Consider the following 20,180-nt stretch of genomic DNA (forward strand, 5'->3'; position numbering starts at 1 on the left):
TGAAAAGATGGCAAGAGCAATCGAACAAATTGAGCGAGACATGCAAGCTTTGGAAAAGTCGGCAAATAAGTTATTTGCCGAACTCAACAGCGCCTACACGAGTTATTGTCAAGCTTTAGGACAAGCTACACGCCAGCAGCTGATCTTAGCAAGTTATCAAGTCTGCACTCAGGCGTATCCCAAGCAATTTTTGAGTCTGTCGATGAATCAAAGACAGCAATTGCAGCGATCGCTTCGTCAGTTAGGGCAAACAGCAGCCGAACGATTGCTAGAACTGTTGAACAACCCAATGGAAATGGCGCGGGAGTTAGCATATAGTATTCAGCTAGATAGAGAAAGTGCGATCGCTGAAATAGAACAGGACTCGATCGAGGAACAGGAACAGATAATTCCGAATTCCGAATTCCGTTCTCGCAGTGTAGCGTCAGCGTCTATTCCGAATTCTGAGTCTCCTGCTACGCCTTCTAACCCTTTAGAACTAGTACAATGGCAGCAAATTTTAGAACGAGCGATCGCCCAAGTCCTCAAAACCTTATCCTTAGATGCGAATCAATTACTGCAAAAATCTGGCATTCTACCTCAAAAACTACCTGCTCCTTTACTAGAAGCTGCTACCGCAGTCTCGGAAGCTACAGGCGAAATGACAGCAGGACCACCCAATGTCATGAATTTATTAATTGAAACTGAAAATCCGCAGGATTTGCAAGAAGGTGGCGTGACGCAGTTAATTGCAATTCAGTTGCGGTTGTCAGAAGTTGAGTTTGCAGATACCAATGTCAGGACTGCACGCAACCAAGTACGGCAACTAGAATCAAATTTAGTTTCTTTAGGGCGAGAATATCAGAAGAGGCAGCGGGAGCGAACGATCGCTGAAGCAGAAGCTGCATGGCGTGCGAGTTGGTTTGATGAATAGTAAGCGATCGGTTAACAACCTTCACTAGATACAAATGACCAACGACAAATGACCAATGACTAATGACGATATAGACTGGTTGCGATTGCAGAAAGCCTTAGCTGTGGAGGCAGAGAAAGGCTTTGTAGACTTGGTAGGGAAACAATACCGCTTCAGCGAGTTTCTCTGTTTAAGTTTTGGCAAACCTCCTGTCACTTTATCTGTAGAAGAAAGACGTAGATGGCAGGAAATGGCAATGCAATTTGCCGAATACCATCAGATGACGCAGGAAGAGAGACAAAGCGTAGTTGCAGCAGCACGTAGATGCTTGCACCTTTCTCAGCAAGTCTCGGAACAGCAGCATTTCTATGAGTTAGGTGACGAATTAAGTCAAAAGTCCAAAGTTAAAAGTCAAAACATGACTCCCGACTCCCGTACGGGCGGGTTTGGAAGCCCGCCCCTACCGACTCCCGACTCCCCCGTCGTCCAACCTAAAACCTCAACCCTAATTTCTACTAAATCTTCAGAGATAAATCAACGTCTTGCACCCAGTTTAGAGCAGCCCTTGACTAGGTTGCCGGAGATTGGTGCGAGAAGAGGTGAGATTTTAGCCAAGTTGGGACTGTATACCGTCAGAGATGTCTTACTCTACTATCCCCGCGATCATATTAACTACGCACGACAGGTTAAGATTTGCAATTTAGAGGCGGGAGAAACAGCAACGCTAGTAGGAACGGTAAAAAAGTGCCAGTGTTTTACCAGTCCCCGTAATGCTAAATTATCCATTCTGGAAATTGTCCTGAAAGATAATACGGGTCAAATTCGCCTCAACTACTTTTTCGCTGGCGGACGTTATTCTCATCGCGGTTGGCAAGAACAACAAAAGCGCAAATATCCACCTGGCGCAGTCATCGCAGCGTCGGGATTGGTGAAAGAGAGTAAATACGGTCTGACGCTGGACAAACCAGCTCTGGAGGTGCTGGCACACCCAGGAGATACAATTGATTCATTAACTGTGGGTCGAGTTGTACCAATTTACCCCTTGACGGAAGGTGTCGGGGCAGATATGGTGCGCAAGGCTGTCACTACCGCACTTCCATCCCTAGTTCATCTCAAAGATCCGCTACCAAAAGCTTTACGCGATTATTACGGATTTGTTGAGGTAAGGGAAGCGATCGCTAATATCCATTTTCCAGCTGATACTGACGCTTTAGAACTTGCCCGTCGTCGGCTGGTATTTGACGAGTTTTTCTATTTACAACTAGGTTTGCTGCAACGCCAATATAAAGCACGGCAAATTGCTAATAGTGCCGTTCTCTCGCCAAGCGGTCAATTGGTGGAAAAGTTTTATCAACTTTTACCTTTTAAACTCACTGGTGCGCAGCAAAGGGTGATTAATGACATTCTCAATGACTTAAAAAAATCCGTACCGATGAATCGCCTGGTTCAGGGAGACGTGGGTTCGGGGAAAACGGTTGTTGCAGTGGTAGCAATTCTCGCCGCGATTCAATCAGGCTACCAGGGGGCGTTGATGGCTCCCACAGAGGTATTAGCAGAACAGCATTATCGCAAGTTAGTTGGTTGGTTTAATTTACTGCATTTACCTGTAGAATTGCTAACGGGTTCGACTCCAGCGGCGAAACGAAGGCAAATTCACGCCCAATTAGAAACAGGAGAGTTACCCCTATTAGTGGGGACTCATGCCTTAATTCAAGATAAAGTCATTTTTCAACGTTTAGGATTAGTCGTAATTGACGAACAACACCGATTTGGTGTCGGACAACGGGCGCGTTTGCAACAAAAGGGCGAGTCTCCCCACGTTTTGACGATGACAGCTACGCCAATTCCCCGCACGCTAGCCTTAACTTTACACGGGGATTTGGATGTGAGCCAAATTGATGAATTGCCCCCAGGTAGACAGAAGATTCATACAACAGTTTTATCTAGTAAAGAGCGATCGCACGCTTATGAATTAATTCTGCGTGAAGTTGCTCAAGGCAGACAAGCTTACATTGTCTTGCCCTTGGTGGAAGAATCGGAAAAGCTGGACTTAAAAGCAGCAGTCGATGAATATCAAAAGTTGCAAGAAAGCATTTTTCCCCAGTTTCAAGTCGGATTGCTCCACGGTCGCATGTTGTCAGCCGATAAAGACGAGGCGATTAATTTATTTCGCGACAACCAAACGCAAATTCTCGTCTCTACAACTGTAATTGAAGTTGGTGTAGACGTTCCCAACGCTACGGTAATGCTAATTGAAAATGCCGAGCGATTTGGTTTATCTCAATTGCACCAGTTGCGGGGACGTGTCGGACGTGGTGCGGCGCAATCTTTTTGTCTGTTAATGGGTAATCCTAAGAATGAAACTGCCCGTCAGCGCTTAAAAGTATTAGAAGAATCTCAAGATGGATTTTTTATTGCTGAAGCAGATATGAAATTTCGCGGTCCTGGGGAAGTTTTAGGAATGCGTCAAGCTGGACTACCAGATTTTACTTTGGCAAGTTTAATCGACGACCAGGCTGTTTTAGAAATTGCGCGAGAAGCCGCTGAGAAGGTGATGGAGAAAGATCCAACTTTGCAACGTTGGACTTTAATGCAAGCAGAATTAACTTATAGATATCAAAAGTTGATGGGTGGGACGATTTTAACTTAAGTTAGGGTCTATGAAATCTTAGTAAGTAATATCCTTCCAATGCTGGCAATCAGTAAATCGTTCCAAGTGTTCGAGATTTTCCGTAGCTACGACAACTCTACGACCTGGAAACTGCTCCTGTATCATGTACCATTGAATACATTCGTAAGAGCTTTGGCAACTTTGCGGTTAGATCCGACAAGAATGCAATTAATTTCTGGATTTATTGATACCTATTTAAAATTGAATACAGCCGAAGAAGAACTTTTTCGCACTAACATAAATCAAATTGCACCAGAGGAACAGGAGGTTGTGATGCAAATAGTAACGAGCTGGATGGAACAAGGACTGTAACAAGGAAGACAGGAAGAAGCTCTCACGTTGATTCTACGTCAGCTACCGCGCCGAGTTGGAGCCGTTGAGCCTGAATTACAAGAGCGTATTTGCCAGTTATCCTTAACTCAGTTAGAGAATTTGGCTGAAGCTCTATTGGAGTTTTCTAATCCAGAAGATTTAGTCAACTGGTTGAACAATTCAGCAAACTAAGAATTTAGACATATTCTCGCCTACTACTACACAATTGATGTTTTTTTCGATTTTTACTAGTTGCAGTAGGTTATACAACAAGTCTTCGCAAAAATTGTTAGATTAGTCAATACTAAGAGTTTGCGTAATTCAATTTTATCTTTGTCACTATAAGTTCTAAATAATACTCTTTGCAAAATTGCTGGTAACTTACAAATATGTAGGTTCGTTTAGATTTGATGTCAAAAGGCTTTGATCCCTAATAGATTAGAAAAGAAAATACTAAATTTACTTTTTGATATAAATTGACTCGATCGCAGTAGCAATCACTAGAGAGGAAAATAGCTATGGTAACGGCGGTAACAGAAACGACCTCCCCAGCAGCAAAAGAGCGATCGCTGATTCTCTGGTTTGAAGAGGTAGGAATTCACGATCTGGCTTTGGTAGGCGGGAAAAACGCCTCTTTAGGCGAAATGATCCAACAACTCACACCCCAAGGTATTAACGTTCCCAACGGCTTTGCAATTACTGCTTATGCCTATCGCTATTACATTCAGCAGACTGGTTTAGATGCCAAATTGCGATCGCTGTTTGCCGATTTAGATGTAGAAGATCTGAATAACTTACGCCAACGCGGTAAACAAGCAAGATCTATGCTGCGGTACACGCCTTTCCCGAAAGACTTAAAAGAGGCGATCGCTACTGCCTACGAAAAGTTATGCGAAAATTACGGGATTGACACTGATGTTGCCGTTCGTTCTAGCGCCACAGCTGAAGACTTACCAGATGCTAGTTTTGCCGGACAGCAAGAATCCTACCTCAACATCAACGGCGTTGAAGGCGTACTAGTTGCCTGTCATCGTTGTTTTGCTTCCCTATTTACCGATCGCGCCATCTCCTATCGTCACAGCCGAGGTTTTGACCATTTCAGCGTTGCCCTCTCAATTGGCATACAAAAAATGGTACGTTCTGACTTGGCGGCTTCTGGGGTGATGTTCTCTATCGATACGGAGACAGGATTTAAAAATGCCGCACTGATTACAGCCGCCTATGGTTTGGGCGAAAATATCGTCCAAGGGGCAATTAACCCCGATGAATACTACGTCTTCAAACCTACACTCAAAGCAGGTTTTCGCCCGATTTTAGGTAAAAGATTGGGTTCTAAAGAATTCAAAATGGTCTACGATACAGGCGGATCGAAAGTTACCAGAAACGTTCCTGTCGTACCTAGCGATCGCGGCAAATATGCCCTCAACGATGACGAGATATTGCAATTAGCGCGTTGGGCTTGCGCGATCGAAGATCATTACTCTAAAGTGCGCGGTACTTATACCCCGATGGATATTGAGTGGGCAAAAGACGGCGTAACAGAAGAACTATTTATCGTCCAAGCCCGCCCCGAAACCGTACAATCGCAAAAAAGTCTCAACGTTTTACGGAGTTATCACTTAGTCGGGGCTAACGGCGATGCACCTATAATTACAGGTCGCAGTGTCGGCGAGGCGATCGGTCAGGGGAAAGTTAAAGTCATTACAGACGTGCATAGACTCGACCATTTCCAAACTGGGGATGTGTTAGTTACTGATAAAACAGACCCCGACTGGGAACCTATTTTAAAAAAAGCTAGCGCGATCGTGACAAATCAAGGTGGTAGAACTTGTCACGCCGCAATTATCGCTAGAGAAATTGGAATTCCGGCGATCGTCGGTTGTGGCGATGCTACTAGCGTGTTGCATTCTGGGCAAGAAGTTACGGTTTCCTGTGCTGAAGGCGATGAGGGAAAGGTTTACCAAGGATTATTACCTTTTGAAGTTCGAGAAGTTCCCTTAGATAACCTGCCTCGCACTCGTACCAAAATTATGATGAACGTAGGCAATCCTGCGGAAGCTTTCAGCCTCTCGGCAATTCCTAATGATGGTGTGGGATTGGCACGGCTAGAGTTTATTATTGCCAACTATATCAAAATTCATCCCTTGGCACTGCTGCATTTCGATCGCTTAGAGGACGAAGCGGAAAAAGCCAAAATTGCTGAAATGACGGCATTCTTTGCAGAGAAGCCCCAGTATTTTATCGAGAAACTAGCCCAAGGTGCAGCGACGCTGGCAGCTGCTTTTTACCCTAATCCAGTTGTCGTGCGGATGAGTGATTTTAAATCGAACGAATATGCCAACTTACTCGGTGGAAAGCAGTTTGAACCCAAGGAAGAAAACCCGATGCTAGGGTGGCGGGGGGCGGCGCGTTACTACGATCCGCGTTACCGCGATGCTTTTGCTTTGGAGTGTCATGCCATCAAGCAGGTACGAAAAGAGATGGGGTTAACCAATTTAATTCCGATGATTCCTTTTTGCCGCACTCCCGAAGAAGGGCGTAAAGTCTTGGCAGAAATGGCAAAGCACGGTTTAGAACGAGGTAAAGACGGGTTAGAAATTTACGTCATGTGCGAGTTGCCCAACAACGTTTTGATGGCGGAGGAATTCAGCGAAGTCTTTGATGGGTTTTCGATTGGTTCTAACGATTTAACTCAGCTGACAATTGGATTAGACCGAGATTCGGCTTTAGTGGCGGGTTTGTTTGACGAACGCACCCCAGGAGTTAAGCGATTAGTGCAAATGGCGATCGCTACTGCTAAAGCTAAGGGTCGTAAAATTGGGATCTGCGGTCAAGCCCCCAGCGATTACCCAGAATTCGCTCAGTTTTTAGTAGAACAGGGAATAGATTCTATGAGCCTCAACCCCGATTCGGTACTAAAAACTCTGTTGATGGTAGCAGAAGTAGAAGAGAAGTTAGGTCGTGGGTGCTAAGAGTTTGTGGGGTGGGTTATACCCGCCCTATTTTTTGAGATCTTGCCCTTGGCGATTGAAATCGCTGCTACACACGCAAAACCTGCCTATCCTGCGTGAATGTAGGTTCAACCCTTAACTTGCCATGAATCCGCGCGGGCTAGTTTGCCTACGGCAAACTGCTTTACATCTATGTTTATTTAGCCGCGAATTCTATTCGCTGGGGCTTAGTGCTGTACTAATTATTTTTATGGATCTCAAATATAGGTAAAATTTACGTATTTATACGATAGATACTGTATTAATTTGCTAACTCATAAGTAAAACGCATAGTAGCCAGCAATCGTCCTCAAGCGTAGGTAGATCGCTTAGCAAACATCTCCAAACAACGTAGATCGATCGAGTTAATGCTTGCAGATCGGCAATTTTACTGTAATTTAACTTCAGTAGAATTGCCCTTGGTCGATCTGAAAAATACATATTAACTTGATTTTGTGATGGTTCTATAAATTTAACTTAAACCAAGCGCGATCGCTCTGAGTTTCACGGTCGAGATATTTCACTCTATTTCCTTAAGTGTTTAGATATATGCGATCGCATTTTTCAAGTTTCTTCTATCCCCCAACTCAAATTCAACTAGCAGCAACCTCTGTCTTGCTCGCACTCACTAAAGATATACAGTAGATCATGCGTAAGTTTCAAGCTCAGCAAATTGCACTAGCAGCTAGTGTTGTTCTTAGTATTACTATCGGTAGCTGTCATACAACGACTGCAAATAATGAAGGGAAATCTGACAATCTGTCGGCTCAAAAGCCAAGCCAAGATTTTCTCATTAGTCAGCAAGTGACTTCTGGCATTCTAGCTCAAGACCCCAAATCGCGAGACAAATGGTTGTGGCCCTTCTCCTCTACTTCAATTTGGAATATGCCAATTGGAGCTACTGCAACATATGTACCAGCAAATCTTCCAAAAGCAGGCTTTTTTGGTGCAGATCGGGAGTACTTCTACAAGCTCAAAGCTGGCGATCCGATGCGACAAGTTGTATCACCGGGAAGTTTCGGTCCTGGACGCTGTACGGGTAAGCAATCAATGGGTCTTTCTCTCCCAGTCCCCGACAATTTAATCGTTCCAGACGCAACCAGTCAACCATACTCTACCCCTAATAATGCCGCAGCTTTTTTGATGCCAGATGGAAGAACGATCGAGCAACTCGAACCCCTGGCTCGTTGTACCGCAGGTGGCAACATCCACGGCTGGCGTAACCCGTGGGGGGGTGTTGACATTTACGGTGACGGGATTAAAGGTACTCACTTCGGTTCTGGGATGTCGGCGATCGGTGGTTCTATTCGCCGAGGCGAACTAACAGGTGACGAACCAATTCGCCACGCGATCAAAATCTTGGTTTGGGGCAAAAAATATCTTCATTATTCTAAATCTATGCCCGGTTATCGCTGGCCCGCCGACCGCGCCGACCGATATGCCGAGAGTGAATATAAGGGGACTAATTCTAAACTCGTACAAGGTAGTTTATTGGCAATCCCGCCTCACGTGAAGATAGACAGTTTAGGATTAAAGACTCCTGCGGGGCAGAAGATTTTCAAGGCATTACAAAATTATGGTGCATACATAGTCGATGATGCTTATTGGGACGCTTACTATCTTGCTGTAGAACAAGGAGTTCCAGAAGAATTTCGCAATCGCTACGGCTATAGTTTTGAAGGTCGGAGTGGTGCTTTTTATGATGACATGATAAAGCTAATTTCAGCACTACACATCATTGACAATAACAGACCTGATAACATCGGTGGTGGTGGTAGATTGAGAGCGCCGCTCGCACCACCAATCGAGAATTAATTTAGTCCGAGTAAGGTGGGCAATGCCCATCTTATGCTACTCACGCACTACTCAATTACCATTGCGGATTCGATATAATCAACGCTTCTGCCGCATGGAAGTCCAAAGGTTTAGCAAAGAAATATCCTTGCCCAAAATCACATCCCCAAGCTTTGAGTTGAGCGTATTGTTGAGCCGTTTCTATACCCTCAGCGATCGCATCCATACCCAAATTATGAGCTAGGGTATTAATCGTACTGACGATTTCCACATTTTCAGAATTAGGATTTATTTGACTGATAAAATAACTATCAATTTTTAAAGTATTAATAGGAAATCGATGTAAATAGCTCAAGGAAGAATAACCTTTACCAAAATCATCAATACTTAGTTGAATATTTTTAGACCTAATTTTTAATAACATGTCAATCGTTGCTTCTGTATGGTGTAGCAACATGGTTTCAGTAATTTCTAATCTTAAGTGACTACCATCTAAGCCAGTTACAGCCAAAATTCGGTCTATCTGTTCGCTTAATTTGGGGTGGTTAATTTGCTGGCTAGCTAGATTGACACTAATTTTTAAATTCGCTGCTTGAGGGAACTGTAACTGCCACTGCCGCAATCGAGCGCAAGCTTGTTCTAAAACCCATTCACCAATGGGTACAATTAAGCCAATTTCTTCGGCAATAGGAATGAATTCACCAGGGAAAACTAAACCTCGTTCTGGATGTTGCCAGCGGATGAGTGCCTCAAAGCCAACCATCTGACCGCTACTCAAAGATACAATCGGTTGGTAATGCAAGCAAAATTCTTGACGCTCCAAAGCTTGCCGCAAATCTCTTTCTAAATGCAGTAGTTGTAGCGTTTGAGCGTACATATCAGGGTTGAAAATTGTATATTGTGCCTTGCCGCTCTCTTTAGCTCGGTACATCGCCGTGTCAGCATCCCGTAGCAACTCGGCGGGAGACTCGTATCCCATACCACTAAAAACTATGCCGATACTAGCAGTAGTAAAAACCGTATGCCCCTCTAACTCAAACGGCTGGGCGAGTTCTGCTTGAATGCGATCTGCAATTTTGATTGCGTCGGCAATTTGCTCAATGTCTTCTAGTAAAATTGTAAATTCATCCCCGCCAAAGCGCGCCACGGTATCTGAAGTACGCAAGCATTGTTGCATTAAACTGGTAAAAGCAATCAAGAGGCGATCGCCTACTGCATGTCCGAGGCTATCATTCACAATTTTGAAGCGATCGAGATCGATAAAAAGTACGGCAAACAGATAATCTGGATGTCGTTTGGTATATCTCAACGCTAGCTCCAACCGTTCCAGAAAAAACGTGCGATTCGGTAATCCCGTCAGGTCATCGTGTAAAGCATCGTAGATGAGTTGTTGCTCGATCCGCTTGCGATCGGTAATGTCAGAGATAATGCCATCAATTCGTAGGGGAATGCCTGTAGGGTCGCAAATTAAATGAGCGCGAGCGTACAACCAGCGCACTTCACCATCAGCACGCACAATTCTATATTCCGAGCTATGGCTACCCTGCGATCGCAAGATTTGCGCCCCCTTTTCCACTTGTTCGCGGTCTTCTGGATGTACGACTTCTAGCCACAAGTGCGGATTTTTTAAAAATTCTGTCGTCGGAATACCGTAAACCTTCTGTGCGGCAGGATTGAGATAAATCAAGGTGGGATTTTGAGCAGTAACAGACCAGACAACTTCTTCTAAAGAGTTTAAAATGCTCTCCAGTCGTGCCTCGCTTTCATTTAATAGCTGAACTGCTTGCTGCCGTTCGAGAATTTCTTGTTGTAGTTTATGATTCGTTGCTGCTAATTGCGCGGTACGCTGTTCTACCCGTTGTTCTAGTTTGATATTTAATTGCTGAATTTCTGCCTTAGCTGCTTGTAAGGCAAGTTGATTTTTAATTCGAGCTAAAACTTCTTCGACTTGAAACGGCTTAGTAATGTAGTCAACTCCCCCGACTTCAAAAGCTCTGACTTTGTCTAGCACGTCGTCTAGAGCGCTCATAAAAATTATTGGAATTTCACGGGTTCGCATCTCAGCTTTTAAGTGTTGGCAAACCTCATAACCGTCTATATCCGGCATTTTGACATCCAACAAAATTAAATCTGGTGCAGCTACCTGCGCTCCTTTTAATGCCATGTTGCCATTTTTAGCACACCGGACTTTGTAACCCTGCTCGGATAGCGTTGCTGATAGCACTCGCAAATTATCGGGAATATCGTCCACAATTAAGATTGTCTTTTCAGAGGCAGTCGCCCACTCACTGTTCATAAACTATAATCCGATCGCTGCTTGGGCGAGATTGAGAATATCATCAAAATCAAAATTGTTTGCTTGTTCGAGTAAGGCTGTTGCCAGAGGCGCATGAGTCTCGGGAATTTGCGCTACGAGCTGCGCGATTGTCTCCCCATCGAGTTGTGCCGCTGCTTGCTGTAGGTGTTCGAGCCAGTGGTGGGGCATAATTTGTAAGGATGAAGGATTAAGGACGCACGATGATGCCTCGATCGCTACATCTTGTTTTTCTCCTTCCTCTTTGTAGGTGTAGCGCACGCCAATGTGCTGTGCCATCTTCTCAAACAGTTCTTCGGCACGGAAGGGTTTACGCATAAAATCATCGCACCCCGTCGAAAGTACCACTGCTTTTTCTTCCTCTAACGTGCTAGCAGTTAAGGCAATAATTATCGTTGCTTGCCCTTTGAGGTGCGATTTAATATATTCTGTCGTTTCGTAACCATTCATCACGGGCATCCGCATATCCATCCAAATCAGATGTGGTTCCCAACTCGACCATACCGCGATCGCGTCTTTACCATTTTCGGCTTCGCGCACTTCAAAGCCGATTGGAGTCAGCAGTTTGATGACAATTTGTCGATTTTCTGGGCGATCGTCTACTACTAAAATGCGATACTGTGGTTGTCCTGGTACGAGTCCAATTACCTGTCGCTGCGGTCGCTCCTGGGGAATGCTGCTAGGATCTGCTAGCTGTACGGGAATGGTAAATTCAAACTGCGTCCCGACTCCTATCCGGCTGCTGACAGAAATCTCGCCTCCCATCAGTTGCACGAACTTTTGGCTAATTGCTAAACCCAAACCCGTACCTTGTTGCGATTTGCGCCCAGTTTCCGTTTGAACAAAAGCTTGAAACAACCGCCCTAATTCCTCTGCGGCTATGCCTACGCCTGTATCTTGGACTGTAAAAGTGAGTTGGTAATTGGTAATTGGTAATTGGTAATTGGTAATTGGTAATTGGTAGTTGGTAATTACTCCCCTTCTCCCACTCTCCCTCCTACTCCCTGCTCCCTGCTCGTCGTCCCTGCTCCCTGCTATTACACGCACGGTCACGCTACCATGAGAAGTAAATTTCAGGGCATTGCCAATGAGGTTGATTAAAATTTGACGCAGTTTCTTTTCATCGCTTTTGATGTAGCGCGGTACATCTGGGTGGCGATCGCAGATCAGTTGCAAACCTAAAGAGTCTGCTTTGAGTTGAAACATTTCTTCGACTGCATTCAGCATTAAGTACAGGTCAAATTCCTGTGGATGCAGTGTTAGCCGCCCAGCTTCGATTTTGGACATGTCGAGTACGTCGTTGATCAACGCTAGTAGGTGTTCGCCACTGCGATTGATGATGCTAACGTTTTCCTGCTGTTCTAAAGTGAGGGTACGACTGCGTTGCATCAGTTGAGCAAAGCCGAGAATGGCGTTGAGGGGAGTACGCAATTCGTGACTCATGTTTGCCAAAAATTCGCTTTTCGCTTGATTTGCCGCTTCTGCCGTTTCTTTTGCTGTTTCCGCCGCGATTTTAGCTTCGTTGAGTTCGCGGGTGCGCTGCTGAACTCGATTTTCTAATTGCTCGAATGAGTCTTTGAGTTGCGCCGCCATCCGGTTGAAGGAGTGGGACAAAGTTTTTAATTCTTTGACAGCAACAACTTTGACTTCTTGGTTCAGATCTCCTGTCGCGATCGCCTCAGAAGCTTGACTCAAACGCCCAATCGGTTGAGCGATCCAACGAGAAGTAACAATTCCCAATATGGTTGCTACTAGTAATGCCAAAAAACACAGCAAAATTGTCATGCGCGTGTTGGCATTAATTTGTGCCATGAAATCGGATTCTGGGACGACGACTACAACTAGCCAATCCAAGCCATAGCGATCGCGCCACGGTTGTACGTGCAGGAATTGGCGATCGCCTTTCAGTTGAAAGTTTAATACTTGGCTATTTTGAATTGCTTTAAAGCTGCCAAATTTTTGCTGTAAATATTTGGCTGTAGCTCGAATTAGCGGATTTTGGCTATCTGTTGCACTGATGCGGTGCGTACTCTTATTAACAACTTTGTATGGTTTTTCAGCACCAGAATTAGCAATTAACAGCCCATCTCGCTCGATAATAAAGACTTGTCCTGAAGGGCTAATTTGAATCTTTCGGAGGAAATCGCTGATATCGGACAGCAGCAGATCGACCCCAATCACAGCGACTAGTTTGCGAGCTTTATCGTAGATCGGGTAATTCGCAGAAGCCGCTACATATTCCTCATAGCTGTCTGTCGTATATACCCGCGTCCAAAGCGGTTTGCCTGCCTTTACGGTTTGGGTATACCACACATCAGTCAAAGGTTCGTACTCGACTACTTGTTCTAGTTTGCGCCGATTTCCCTGTTTGTCTGTGGAATAAGTGTAGGATTTAGCTTGAGTACGAGCAGAAATTTCTTCGATTGTCACGTCTTGCCCTTTGATCCAGCGTCCTGCCCCAGCAGACTCGCCGTTTGCAAGAGCATAACCGATATAACTAGGCTTGTCATAAACCTGCATTTGTTGCCAAAAATACTTGCCTGCATCTTGAAAATCTTTCAGGTTGAGTTTCCCCATCTCTATAGCATTGGCATTAAGCTGATTGATTTGATGAGGCATTGCTAGGTAAGCATTGAGATGTTCGTTCACTAACTGGTTGGTTTTCTCGATCGACTGATTAGCCAAATCGTTAACTGCTTGTTGTCCGTTACGCAAAGAAAAGTATCCAGTCAATCCAACAGCGGCAAAAATTTGCAGCACGAATGGCAATATCAACAGGAGGCGTAGAGATACTTCCCGATCGCTTGTGTTTTTTTGGTTGGTTAAAGGTTTTGGCAGCATACTGTAAATTCAACAACTCCACAATAAGCAAACCGTAACGAGCAGAGAATTAGTGCTAATCTAGGCAGCTCAATGGAGATAATTTATTACAGACTGCAAAATAGTCGAACGACATCCGAGTTTTTGCCGATCTTCACTTTTTCTAAATTATTTAAACATAGAGAAGTCAAAAAGGATGTTTGAGGAGCTTCGCTAGATTAGGGCAATGACCGGGTTCAATCTCTAATTTTTCTTGAAATTTTGCTTAACCGAGTATTTTAACATTTAGAGTATTACATGTATCATTAGTTATAATTTTATTTACTTAAAATTTAACTTGAGAATTGCCTGAAATAATGGGTTGTAAAAACGCAAGTTACTACGTCTCTACAACCCATGAAACGACCCTTAACAAAGAGTCAAAATCAAATTCAATCGCGATTATTGCCACAAATTAATTCAGATAGCCTTCAATCAACTGGCGATATTGACTCTTTTGCTTTACGCCTTTGACTTCGCTCAGCAGTTCCTTATCCTTAAAGAATTGGATAGTCGGCGTTCCCGTAACTTGAGCGTTCTCGGCAATATCAGGATCTGCTTGAATGTCAATTTCGACAAAGTGAATTTTGCCGTCAAACTCATCGACAACTTTATTCAGAATCGGTTTGAGCGTGTGGCAAGGACCGCATCCAGGCGAGACATATTTCACCATCAACAGGCGATCGCTATCATGAAATAGTTTGCGTAAAGCATAGCCACCATAATGCCGCGTCTGAGCGAGATCGAATTCTTCTGGGGTGGCGGCTTGCTTGGCTTGATGTTCCAGTTCGTTATTGGGAGTCTCTGGTTTTTGGTGGAATTCTTGAATCAATCCATTCACCGACAGCCACCGCTCTGCTAGCATTGCTCCCATACAACCGCTACCAGCAGCCGTAATTGCTTGACGATATTCGTGGTCTTGCACGTCTCCAGCCGCGAATACTCCTTCGACACTGGTTTCTACCGAACCGTGCTTGGTGACAATGTATCCTACATCATCTAATTCCAGTTGACCTTTAAATAAAGATGTGTTGGGATTGTGACCGATCGCATAGAATAAACCCCGTACTTCTAGCTTACTTTCTTCGCCTGTTTTGTTGTTACGGATCAGCAAGCCTTCCATGTGCTTTTCGTTGCCAAACACATCTACCGCTTCCGTATTCCAGTGAACGGTAATTTTGGGATTATTCAAAACCCGGTCTTGCATCGCCTTACTAGCACGCATTTTGTCACCCCGCACCAACATATGTACCTCGTCGCCATATTTGGTCAGGTAGATCGATTCTTCAGCGGCGGAGTCACCAGCACCAATCACGGCTAATTTCGCTCTGTGGAAAATCGGTGTAGCGCCATCGCAGATCGCACATGCTGATATACCTCGGCTCCAAAACTGGTGTTCATCCGGCAGTCCCAAACGCTTTGCAGTAGCTCCAGTCGCAATAACGATGCTATTCGTCTTAAATTCCCGCTCCTCAGAACGGACAGTAAACGGACGCTGCGACAAGTCAACTGCAATTACGTCCTCGGTGTATAACTCAGCTCCCCAGCGTTCTGCTTGAGCCTTCATCCGATCCATTAGTTCCGGTCCTGTAATTCCTTCTGGAAAACCAGGAAAGTTTTCTACTTCTGTCGTCGTCATCAGCTGTCCGCCAGGTAAGCCCCCTGCTTGGAAGCCTTCAAAGACAACAGGTTTGAGGTTTGCCCGCGCTGCATATATAGCTGCCGTGTATCCAGCGGGTCCAGAGCCAATAATCACTAAGTTCTCAACAGCAGGATTGGTCATAGGGGAATATATAAACTCATAACGACTACGTTTTTGTTATTATAACAGAGCTATTGAGAAGTCAAAAGTCGTAGGGACGGGTTTCGATCGAAAATTTTCACTTAAGGTTGTCAACCTATTTGCGCGCACCCGCCCGTACAAAAGTCAAAGTCGTAGGGGCGAGTTTTTTGAAGAACCTCTGGTAGAACAGATAATTCTGCGGTTAAACCCGCCCTTACCGAAGTCATATCATGTCTGTTCAAACAGCCATATCACCGTAGGGGCGGGTTTTAACAGAGATCTTCATACATAATACAGAAGATCTCAATAAACCCGCCCTGACAGAATTTACGGTCAATAACCGGACATGATATCAGGAAAAAAGACAACAGAGACAAGGAAGTAGGAAAGGTTCAGGGGCTTCAGGAGAGTTCACCAATTACCAATTACCAATTACCAATTTGCCACTACTCACTTCAGAAACTCCAACACTGCTGCATTCACTGCCTGGTTTGCACCAGCTGAGGCATCATGACCGCAATTGGGAAGAATTTTTAATTGAGCGTTAGGGATGCGCGATCGCAGTTTCTCACCATCGCTACACGGAAACCAGCTATCTTGTTTTCCCCATAAAATTAGGGTAGGACATTTAATTTTGTGTAGATAATTTTGAATTTTAGTAATTAAGCTTGGTTTTTTTGCCTGCAAGTGTTCGATTTCTGCTGCTGCAATTTGTAAGTCTTCCGCAACTTTGGCGATCGTCCCAGGAAATTCTACAAACGGATAGGTCAGCCAATAGACATCTTCGTCCGTCAATATTGAGGGATCGTATAGTACAGATCGCCGCTCTAATCGCATTAATTCCCGCATGACGGGGGCAAAAAAATATGGAAACCGAGTTGAATCGATCGCTTTGACTATTTCTGTTGGTAATTGCGACAGCAACCACATACCCCAATGCGGTAGGCGTTCGGGAAAGATTGGGACATTAACAACAATTAATTTTTCGATCAGTTGAGGATAAGCAAGCGCCAGCCCCAAACTCACTAATGCACCCAGCGACTCTGCAACGATGATGGCTGGTTCGTTGCACAAGCCGCTAATAATCCGCGATAGCTCGATCAATTGGTGATCGTGTCTTTCTTTACGTAGTGGCTTTTCCGAAAACCCGTAACCTTTGGCATCGAAACAAATCACGCGAAAGTATTTCGATAAGGGTTCGACGCTATAACGCCAGTTGTAACTCCAACTGCCAATTCCATGAATTAAAAATAGTGGCTTACCCGTGCCTTTCTCTCCGTAAGATATAGAAACTGGGTAGCCATTCGCATCGATAATTTTTAATGTTTGTCTCCCCTGGGGAAATGTCGCCTGCCACCAGTCCTTCATTCCTGTCTTAAAACCTCAATTAGCTAGTCACTGCATTTAAGAGCAGTTTAAAAACTAGCACACTCAAGGTCACTAAACCTATACCAATAATTAAGAACCCTACTACCAGTAGAAACATCAACCAGCGATTGGCAGGCTTACTAGTATTTGTTACCCCCAAATGTGTCTCTATTAGCTCCAGATTCTTAACGTTGGCTTTCCAGGCAAAGTCAAACCAATCACCCACCACTGGGACAGTACCAACTACGCTTTCTAACAGAATATTACTCACCATTTTTCCCAATGTCTCTTTGGGAAGTCCCAAGCGCACGGCTTCCAGTACGATATATGCCGAAAGCGCCGTGCCGATAAAATCTCCCGCTCCTGGTAGCAATCCTAAAATGGGGTCTAAACCAATGCGAAACTTCGTCCCTGGAATTGCGATCGCATTATCCATTAGGTGTGTTAGCTTACGCAAGCGTTGAATAATAGCAAGCCTGGGATGGTTTGTCACAACAGGAATTGGCGAAGTCCGAGACATAATGAGGGGTGAGGAGTTAGGGGCTAGGGGCTAGGGAAAATAACTCTATTATTGACTGCAAATTGAACTTTGGCACAAAGGCTATTACTGTCAATCTAAACATAGCTGAATACACTATGGGTTGTACCTATAGCCATATTTACCTAGCAATAGGGTGTGAAATGTGGGTATTGCCACTTACTACTGCTGTAGGGACGGGTTTACCTGAAATCTCGGTTACAAACAAAGTTTTTTGGTGAACCCGCCCCTACAACCATCAACTGTACGGGCGGGTTTACCTAAAGTCTCGGTTACAAACAAAGTTTTTTGGTGAACCCGCCCCTACAACCATCAACCAATTACTAACAACTAACAACTAACAACTAACCCCTTGCTTTTGGGCTTGAGCTTGAATGGCATAATCGCGGAATCTTTCCATGTTGGCTTGCAGCGTCGATTCGACTGCACGACCTAAAAATAGGCTATCCATAATTTTTCCTAAAATTCCTGGAAAAGCATAGGCAACGCTGAGCTTAACAATGGTACTGTTGTGGCGATCGTAAAACCGAATTGCGCCTTGATTGGGCAGACCATCCACAGATTCCCATTGAATAATTTGATTTGGTACTTTCTTCAAAATGCGCGAATGCCAGTCGAACTGCAATCCCCCCGTATTTAAATGCCAGCGTGACAAATCAGGGTTATCCTCCAGCACTTTTACCGACTCAATCCACTTCATCCAACGCGGCATCTGCTCTAGATCTGACCACAATTCCCATACTTGGTCAACGGGAACTGGCACTTCAACCTGTACGCTATGCTCTAACCAATCTGGCATTGACTTTTCCTCTGGTTGTTTAGTGTCTATGCAGTATCGCTCGAAGCTACTACCGCGCCTGCGTCTACCTATACAGCCGACAACTCACCTTGGCTGGCTAGTTTTTCACTTGCCAGAATTGCTTTCGCTGCCAATCGCCCCGAAAGTGTTGCCCCTTCCATACTATCGATGTAGTCTTGCTGGGTGTAGCTCCCCGCTAGGAAGAAATTTGCTACTGGCGTAGTTTGATAAGGGCGATACGGTTCCATCCCTGGTGCTTCGCGATAGAGAGACTGCGCTAACTTGACGACGCTATGCCAAGTCATATTTAACTCCCGCGACGAGGGGAATAGTTCGTGGACTTGCTTGAGGACGTGTTGAGCGATCGCCTCGTTACTTTCTTTAATGAAAGGATCGCCTGGTGTCAGTACCAGTTGCAATAAAGAACCCTGTCCCTCGCGGTAATAATCTGTCGGGCTAGTTAAAGCCAAGTCTGCAAAACAAGAAAAGTCGGCATCCGGTGTATACAGTAAATTATCGATGCCTGCGGCTTGCTGCAATTGCTGGCGTTTTTGAGCGTCTTGCAGTTCTGTCACCCAACCATCAAACCGCAATTGCACGGTTGCTACTGGTACTGCTTCTAACTTATAAATGTTGTCAAATTGCGACCATTGCCGCCATGCCGCAGGTAAGAGCCGTTGAATTCCCGGGACATCGCAAGCACAGACATAGGCATCGGCAGTAATTGTTTCTTCTGTCTCGCCACTAGCAACAACTATGCCCGTGACGCTGGTTTCTCCCCTGTCTTGGGCAAATTGAATTTCTCTAACTCGCCGCCGCGTGAAAATTTTGACCTGCCTATCCTCTAAATACTTCACAATTGGTTTGTGCAAAAACTCATCCGGCGAACCTTCCAACATCCGCAACACCGAAGCCTCGCTTCTAGCGGCAAACATTTGGAAAATTGTCAACATGCAACGAGCAGAAATATGCTCGCAGTCGATAAAACCCAAAGCATAAGCAATTGGGTTCCACATCCGCTTGATGCTACCATTGCTGCCACCCTGACGGCGGAACCAGTCAGCAAAACTGATGTTGTCCAGGCTGCGGATTGTTTTCATTGCCCCCTCAAAGTCGATTAAACCCCGCACGATGGGGCTAGTACCGAGGGCGATCGCATTTTGCACTTTATCTTGTAGTGACAGCTGCGAAGTCGTGAAAAAGGCTTTTAATCCATTAAATGGCGCACCTGTAATAAAGCGAAAATCTAACGCTCCGGTGCGTCCGCCTTTATTAATAAAATTATGGACGTGTTCTTTTCGCAGTAGGTGTTCAAATGCCCCTACCTGCTTCATTAATTCAAATAGCTGGTAATAATTGCCAAAAAAGACGTGCAACCCCATCTCAACATGGTTACCATCGGGATCTATCCAACTCCCAACTTTTCCACCTACAAAGGGGCGAGACTCATAAATCTCTACTTCCCAGCCAGCATCCGCCAACGTGACGGCAGTTGCTAGCCCAGCCAGCCCCGCACCGACAATCGCAACCCGCATGTGTTATTACCCGCTCAGTTTCTTTACGTATATTAACAGGGAGTGGGAGTCGGGAGTCGGGGGACAAGGGGGACAAGGGGGACAAGGGGGACAAGGGGACGAGGAGAAGTTAATATCTTCTTCCCCTGCTCCCAGCTCGTCCCTGCTCCCTAATAACTGACAACTGGTAACTGTCGCTACGCCCAAAAAGTGGCGATCGCAGTAATCTGGGATTAAAATCTGTGAAGCAAGTATTGGCAAAGGTACAGATCTTTGCTTAATGACGCAACAAAGCTCTGTAGGTAGTAAAAGTAGAGAAAATTTAGCATCTAACTTATGGTAGAAC

13 protein-coding genes and 1 pseudogene are annotated in these 20,180 nt (G+C 44.9%); 7 read left to right on the forward strand and 7 right to left on the reverse strand.

Features of this window, described 5'->3' with window-relative positions; all coding sequences use genetic code 11:
* Positions 1-7 precede the first annotated feature (7 nt).
* The 6 genes and pseudogenes from DSM107010_RS16985 (at position 8) to DSM107010_RS17005 (ending at position 8,680) form a co-directional block, all read left to right on the forward strand.
* Complete coding sequence (locus DSM107010_RS16985) at positions 8-913, forward strand: hypothetical protein (protein WP_127023427.1); 906 nt, start codon at positions 8-10, stop codon at positions 911-913.
* Positions 914-968: 55 nt separating this feature from the next.
* On the forward strand, positions 969-3,542 hold the full coding sequence (gene recG, locus DSM107010_RS16990) for an ATP-dependent DNA helicase RecG (protein WP_127023430.1): 2,574 nt from the start codon (positions 969-971) through the stop codon (positions 3,540-3,542).
* 132 nt (positions 3,543-3,674) lie between these two features.
* Positions 3,675-3,875, forward strand: coding sequence for a hypothetical protein (locus DSM107010_RS39700; RefSeq protein WP_199755582.1), 201 nt, complete (start codon positions 3,675-3,677; stop codon positions 3,873-3,875).
* 12 nt (positions 3,876-3,887) lie between these two features.
* Positions 3,888-4,067 (forward strand): annotated as a pseudogene (locus tag DSM107010_RS39705) (DUF4351 domain-containing protein); the annotation flags it as partial.
* A 326-nt stretch (positions 4,068-4,393) separates the two neighbouring features.
* Positions 4,394-6,847 (forward strand): phosphoenolpyruvate synthase, encoded by a 2,454-nt coding sequence (gene ppsA / locus DSM107010_RS17000; RefSeq protein ID WP_015153697.1) that lies wholly within the window; start codon positions 4,394-4,396, stop codon positions 6,845-6,847.
* A gap of 666 nt (positions 6,848-7,513) precedes the next feature.
* A complete protein-coding gene (locus DSM107010_RS17005; RefSeq protein WP_106169246.1) occupies positions 7,514-8,680 on the forward strand; it encodes a hypothetical protein in 1,167 nt (388 codons plus the stop codon).
* 55 nt (positions 8,681-8,735) lie between these two features.
* Here the strand turns inward: DSM107010_RS17005 and DSM107010_RS17010 are convergent, their stop codons facing one another.
* The 7 genes from DSM107010_RS17010 to zds form a co-directional block, all read right to left on the reverse strand.
* A complete protein-coding gene (locus DSM107010_RS17010) occupies positions 8,736-10,955 on the reverse strand; it encodes a two-component system response regulator (protein WP_015153695.1) in 2,220 nt (739 codons plus the stop codon).
* A gap of 3 nt (positions 10,956-10,958) precedes the next feature.
* Positions 10,959-13,814 carry a hybrid sensor histidine kinase/response regulator gene (locus tag DSM107010_RS17015; RefSeq protein ID WP_127023433.1) on the reverse strand — a complete coding sequence of 952 codons (2,856 nt, stop codon included), beginning with the start codon at positions 13,812-13,814 and terminating at the stop codon, positions 10,959-10,961.
* Between the two features lie 433 nt (positions 13,815-14,247).
* Positions 14,248-15,615 carry a thioredoxin-disulfide reductase gene (gene trxB, locus DSM107010_RS17020; protein ID WP_015153693.1) on the reverse strand — a complete coding sequence of 456 codons (1,368 nt, stop codon included), beginning with the start codon at positions 15,613-15,615 and terminating at the stop codon, positions 14,248-14,250.
* 450 nt (positions 15,616-16,065) lie between these two features.
* Positions 16,066-16,983: an alpha/beta fold hydrolase gene (locus DSM107010_RS17025; protein ID WP_106169092.1), complete on the reverse strand. Its 918-nt coding sequence runs from the start codon at positions 16,981-16,983 to the stop codon at positions 16,066-16,068.
* Between the two features lie 19 nt (positions 16,984-17,002).
* A complete protein-coding gene (locus tag DSM107010_RS17030; RefSeq protein WP_015153691.1) occupies positions 17,003-17,503 on the reverse strand; it encodes a DUF4112 domain-containing protein in 501 nt (166 codons plus the stop codon).
* A 355-nt stretch (positions 17,504-17,858) separates the two neighbouring features.
* The gene (locus DSM107010_RS17035) at positions 17,859-18,320 is read right to left on the reverse strand and encodes an SRPBCC family protein (RefSeq protein ID WP_015153690.1); all 462 of its coding nucleotides are present in this window, start codon (positions 18,318-18,320) and stop codon (positions 17,859-17,861) included.
* Between the two features lie 68 nt (positions 18,321-18,388).
* Positions 18,389-19,855, reverse strand: a complete 1,467-nt coding sequence (zds, locus tag DSM107010_RS17040; RefSeq protein WP_015153689.1) for a 9,9'-di-cis-zeta-carotene desaturase — start codon at positions 19,853-19,855, stop codon at positions 18,389-18,391.
* Here zds and DSM107010_RS38505 point away from each other — a divergent pair.
* Positions 19,854-20,015 carry a hypothetical protein gene (locus DSM107010_RS38505; protein ID WP_158631802.1) on the forward strand — a complete coding sequence of 54 codons (162 nt, stop codon included), beginning with the start codon at positions 19,854-19,856 and terminating at the stop codon, positions 20,013-20,015. The genes zds and DSM107010_RS38505 overlap by 2 nt on opposite strands.
* Positions 20,016-20,180: the final 165 nt, after the last annotated feature.

The sequence above is a fragment of the Chroococcidiopsis cubana SAG 39.79 genome (assembly GCF_003991895.1).
Classification (GTDB): domain Bacteria; phylum Cyanobacteriota; class Cyanobacteriia; order Cyanobacteriales; family Chroococcidiopsidaceae; genus Chroococcidiopsis; species Chroococcidiopsis thermalis.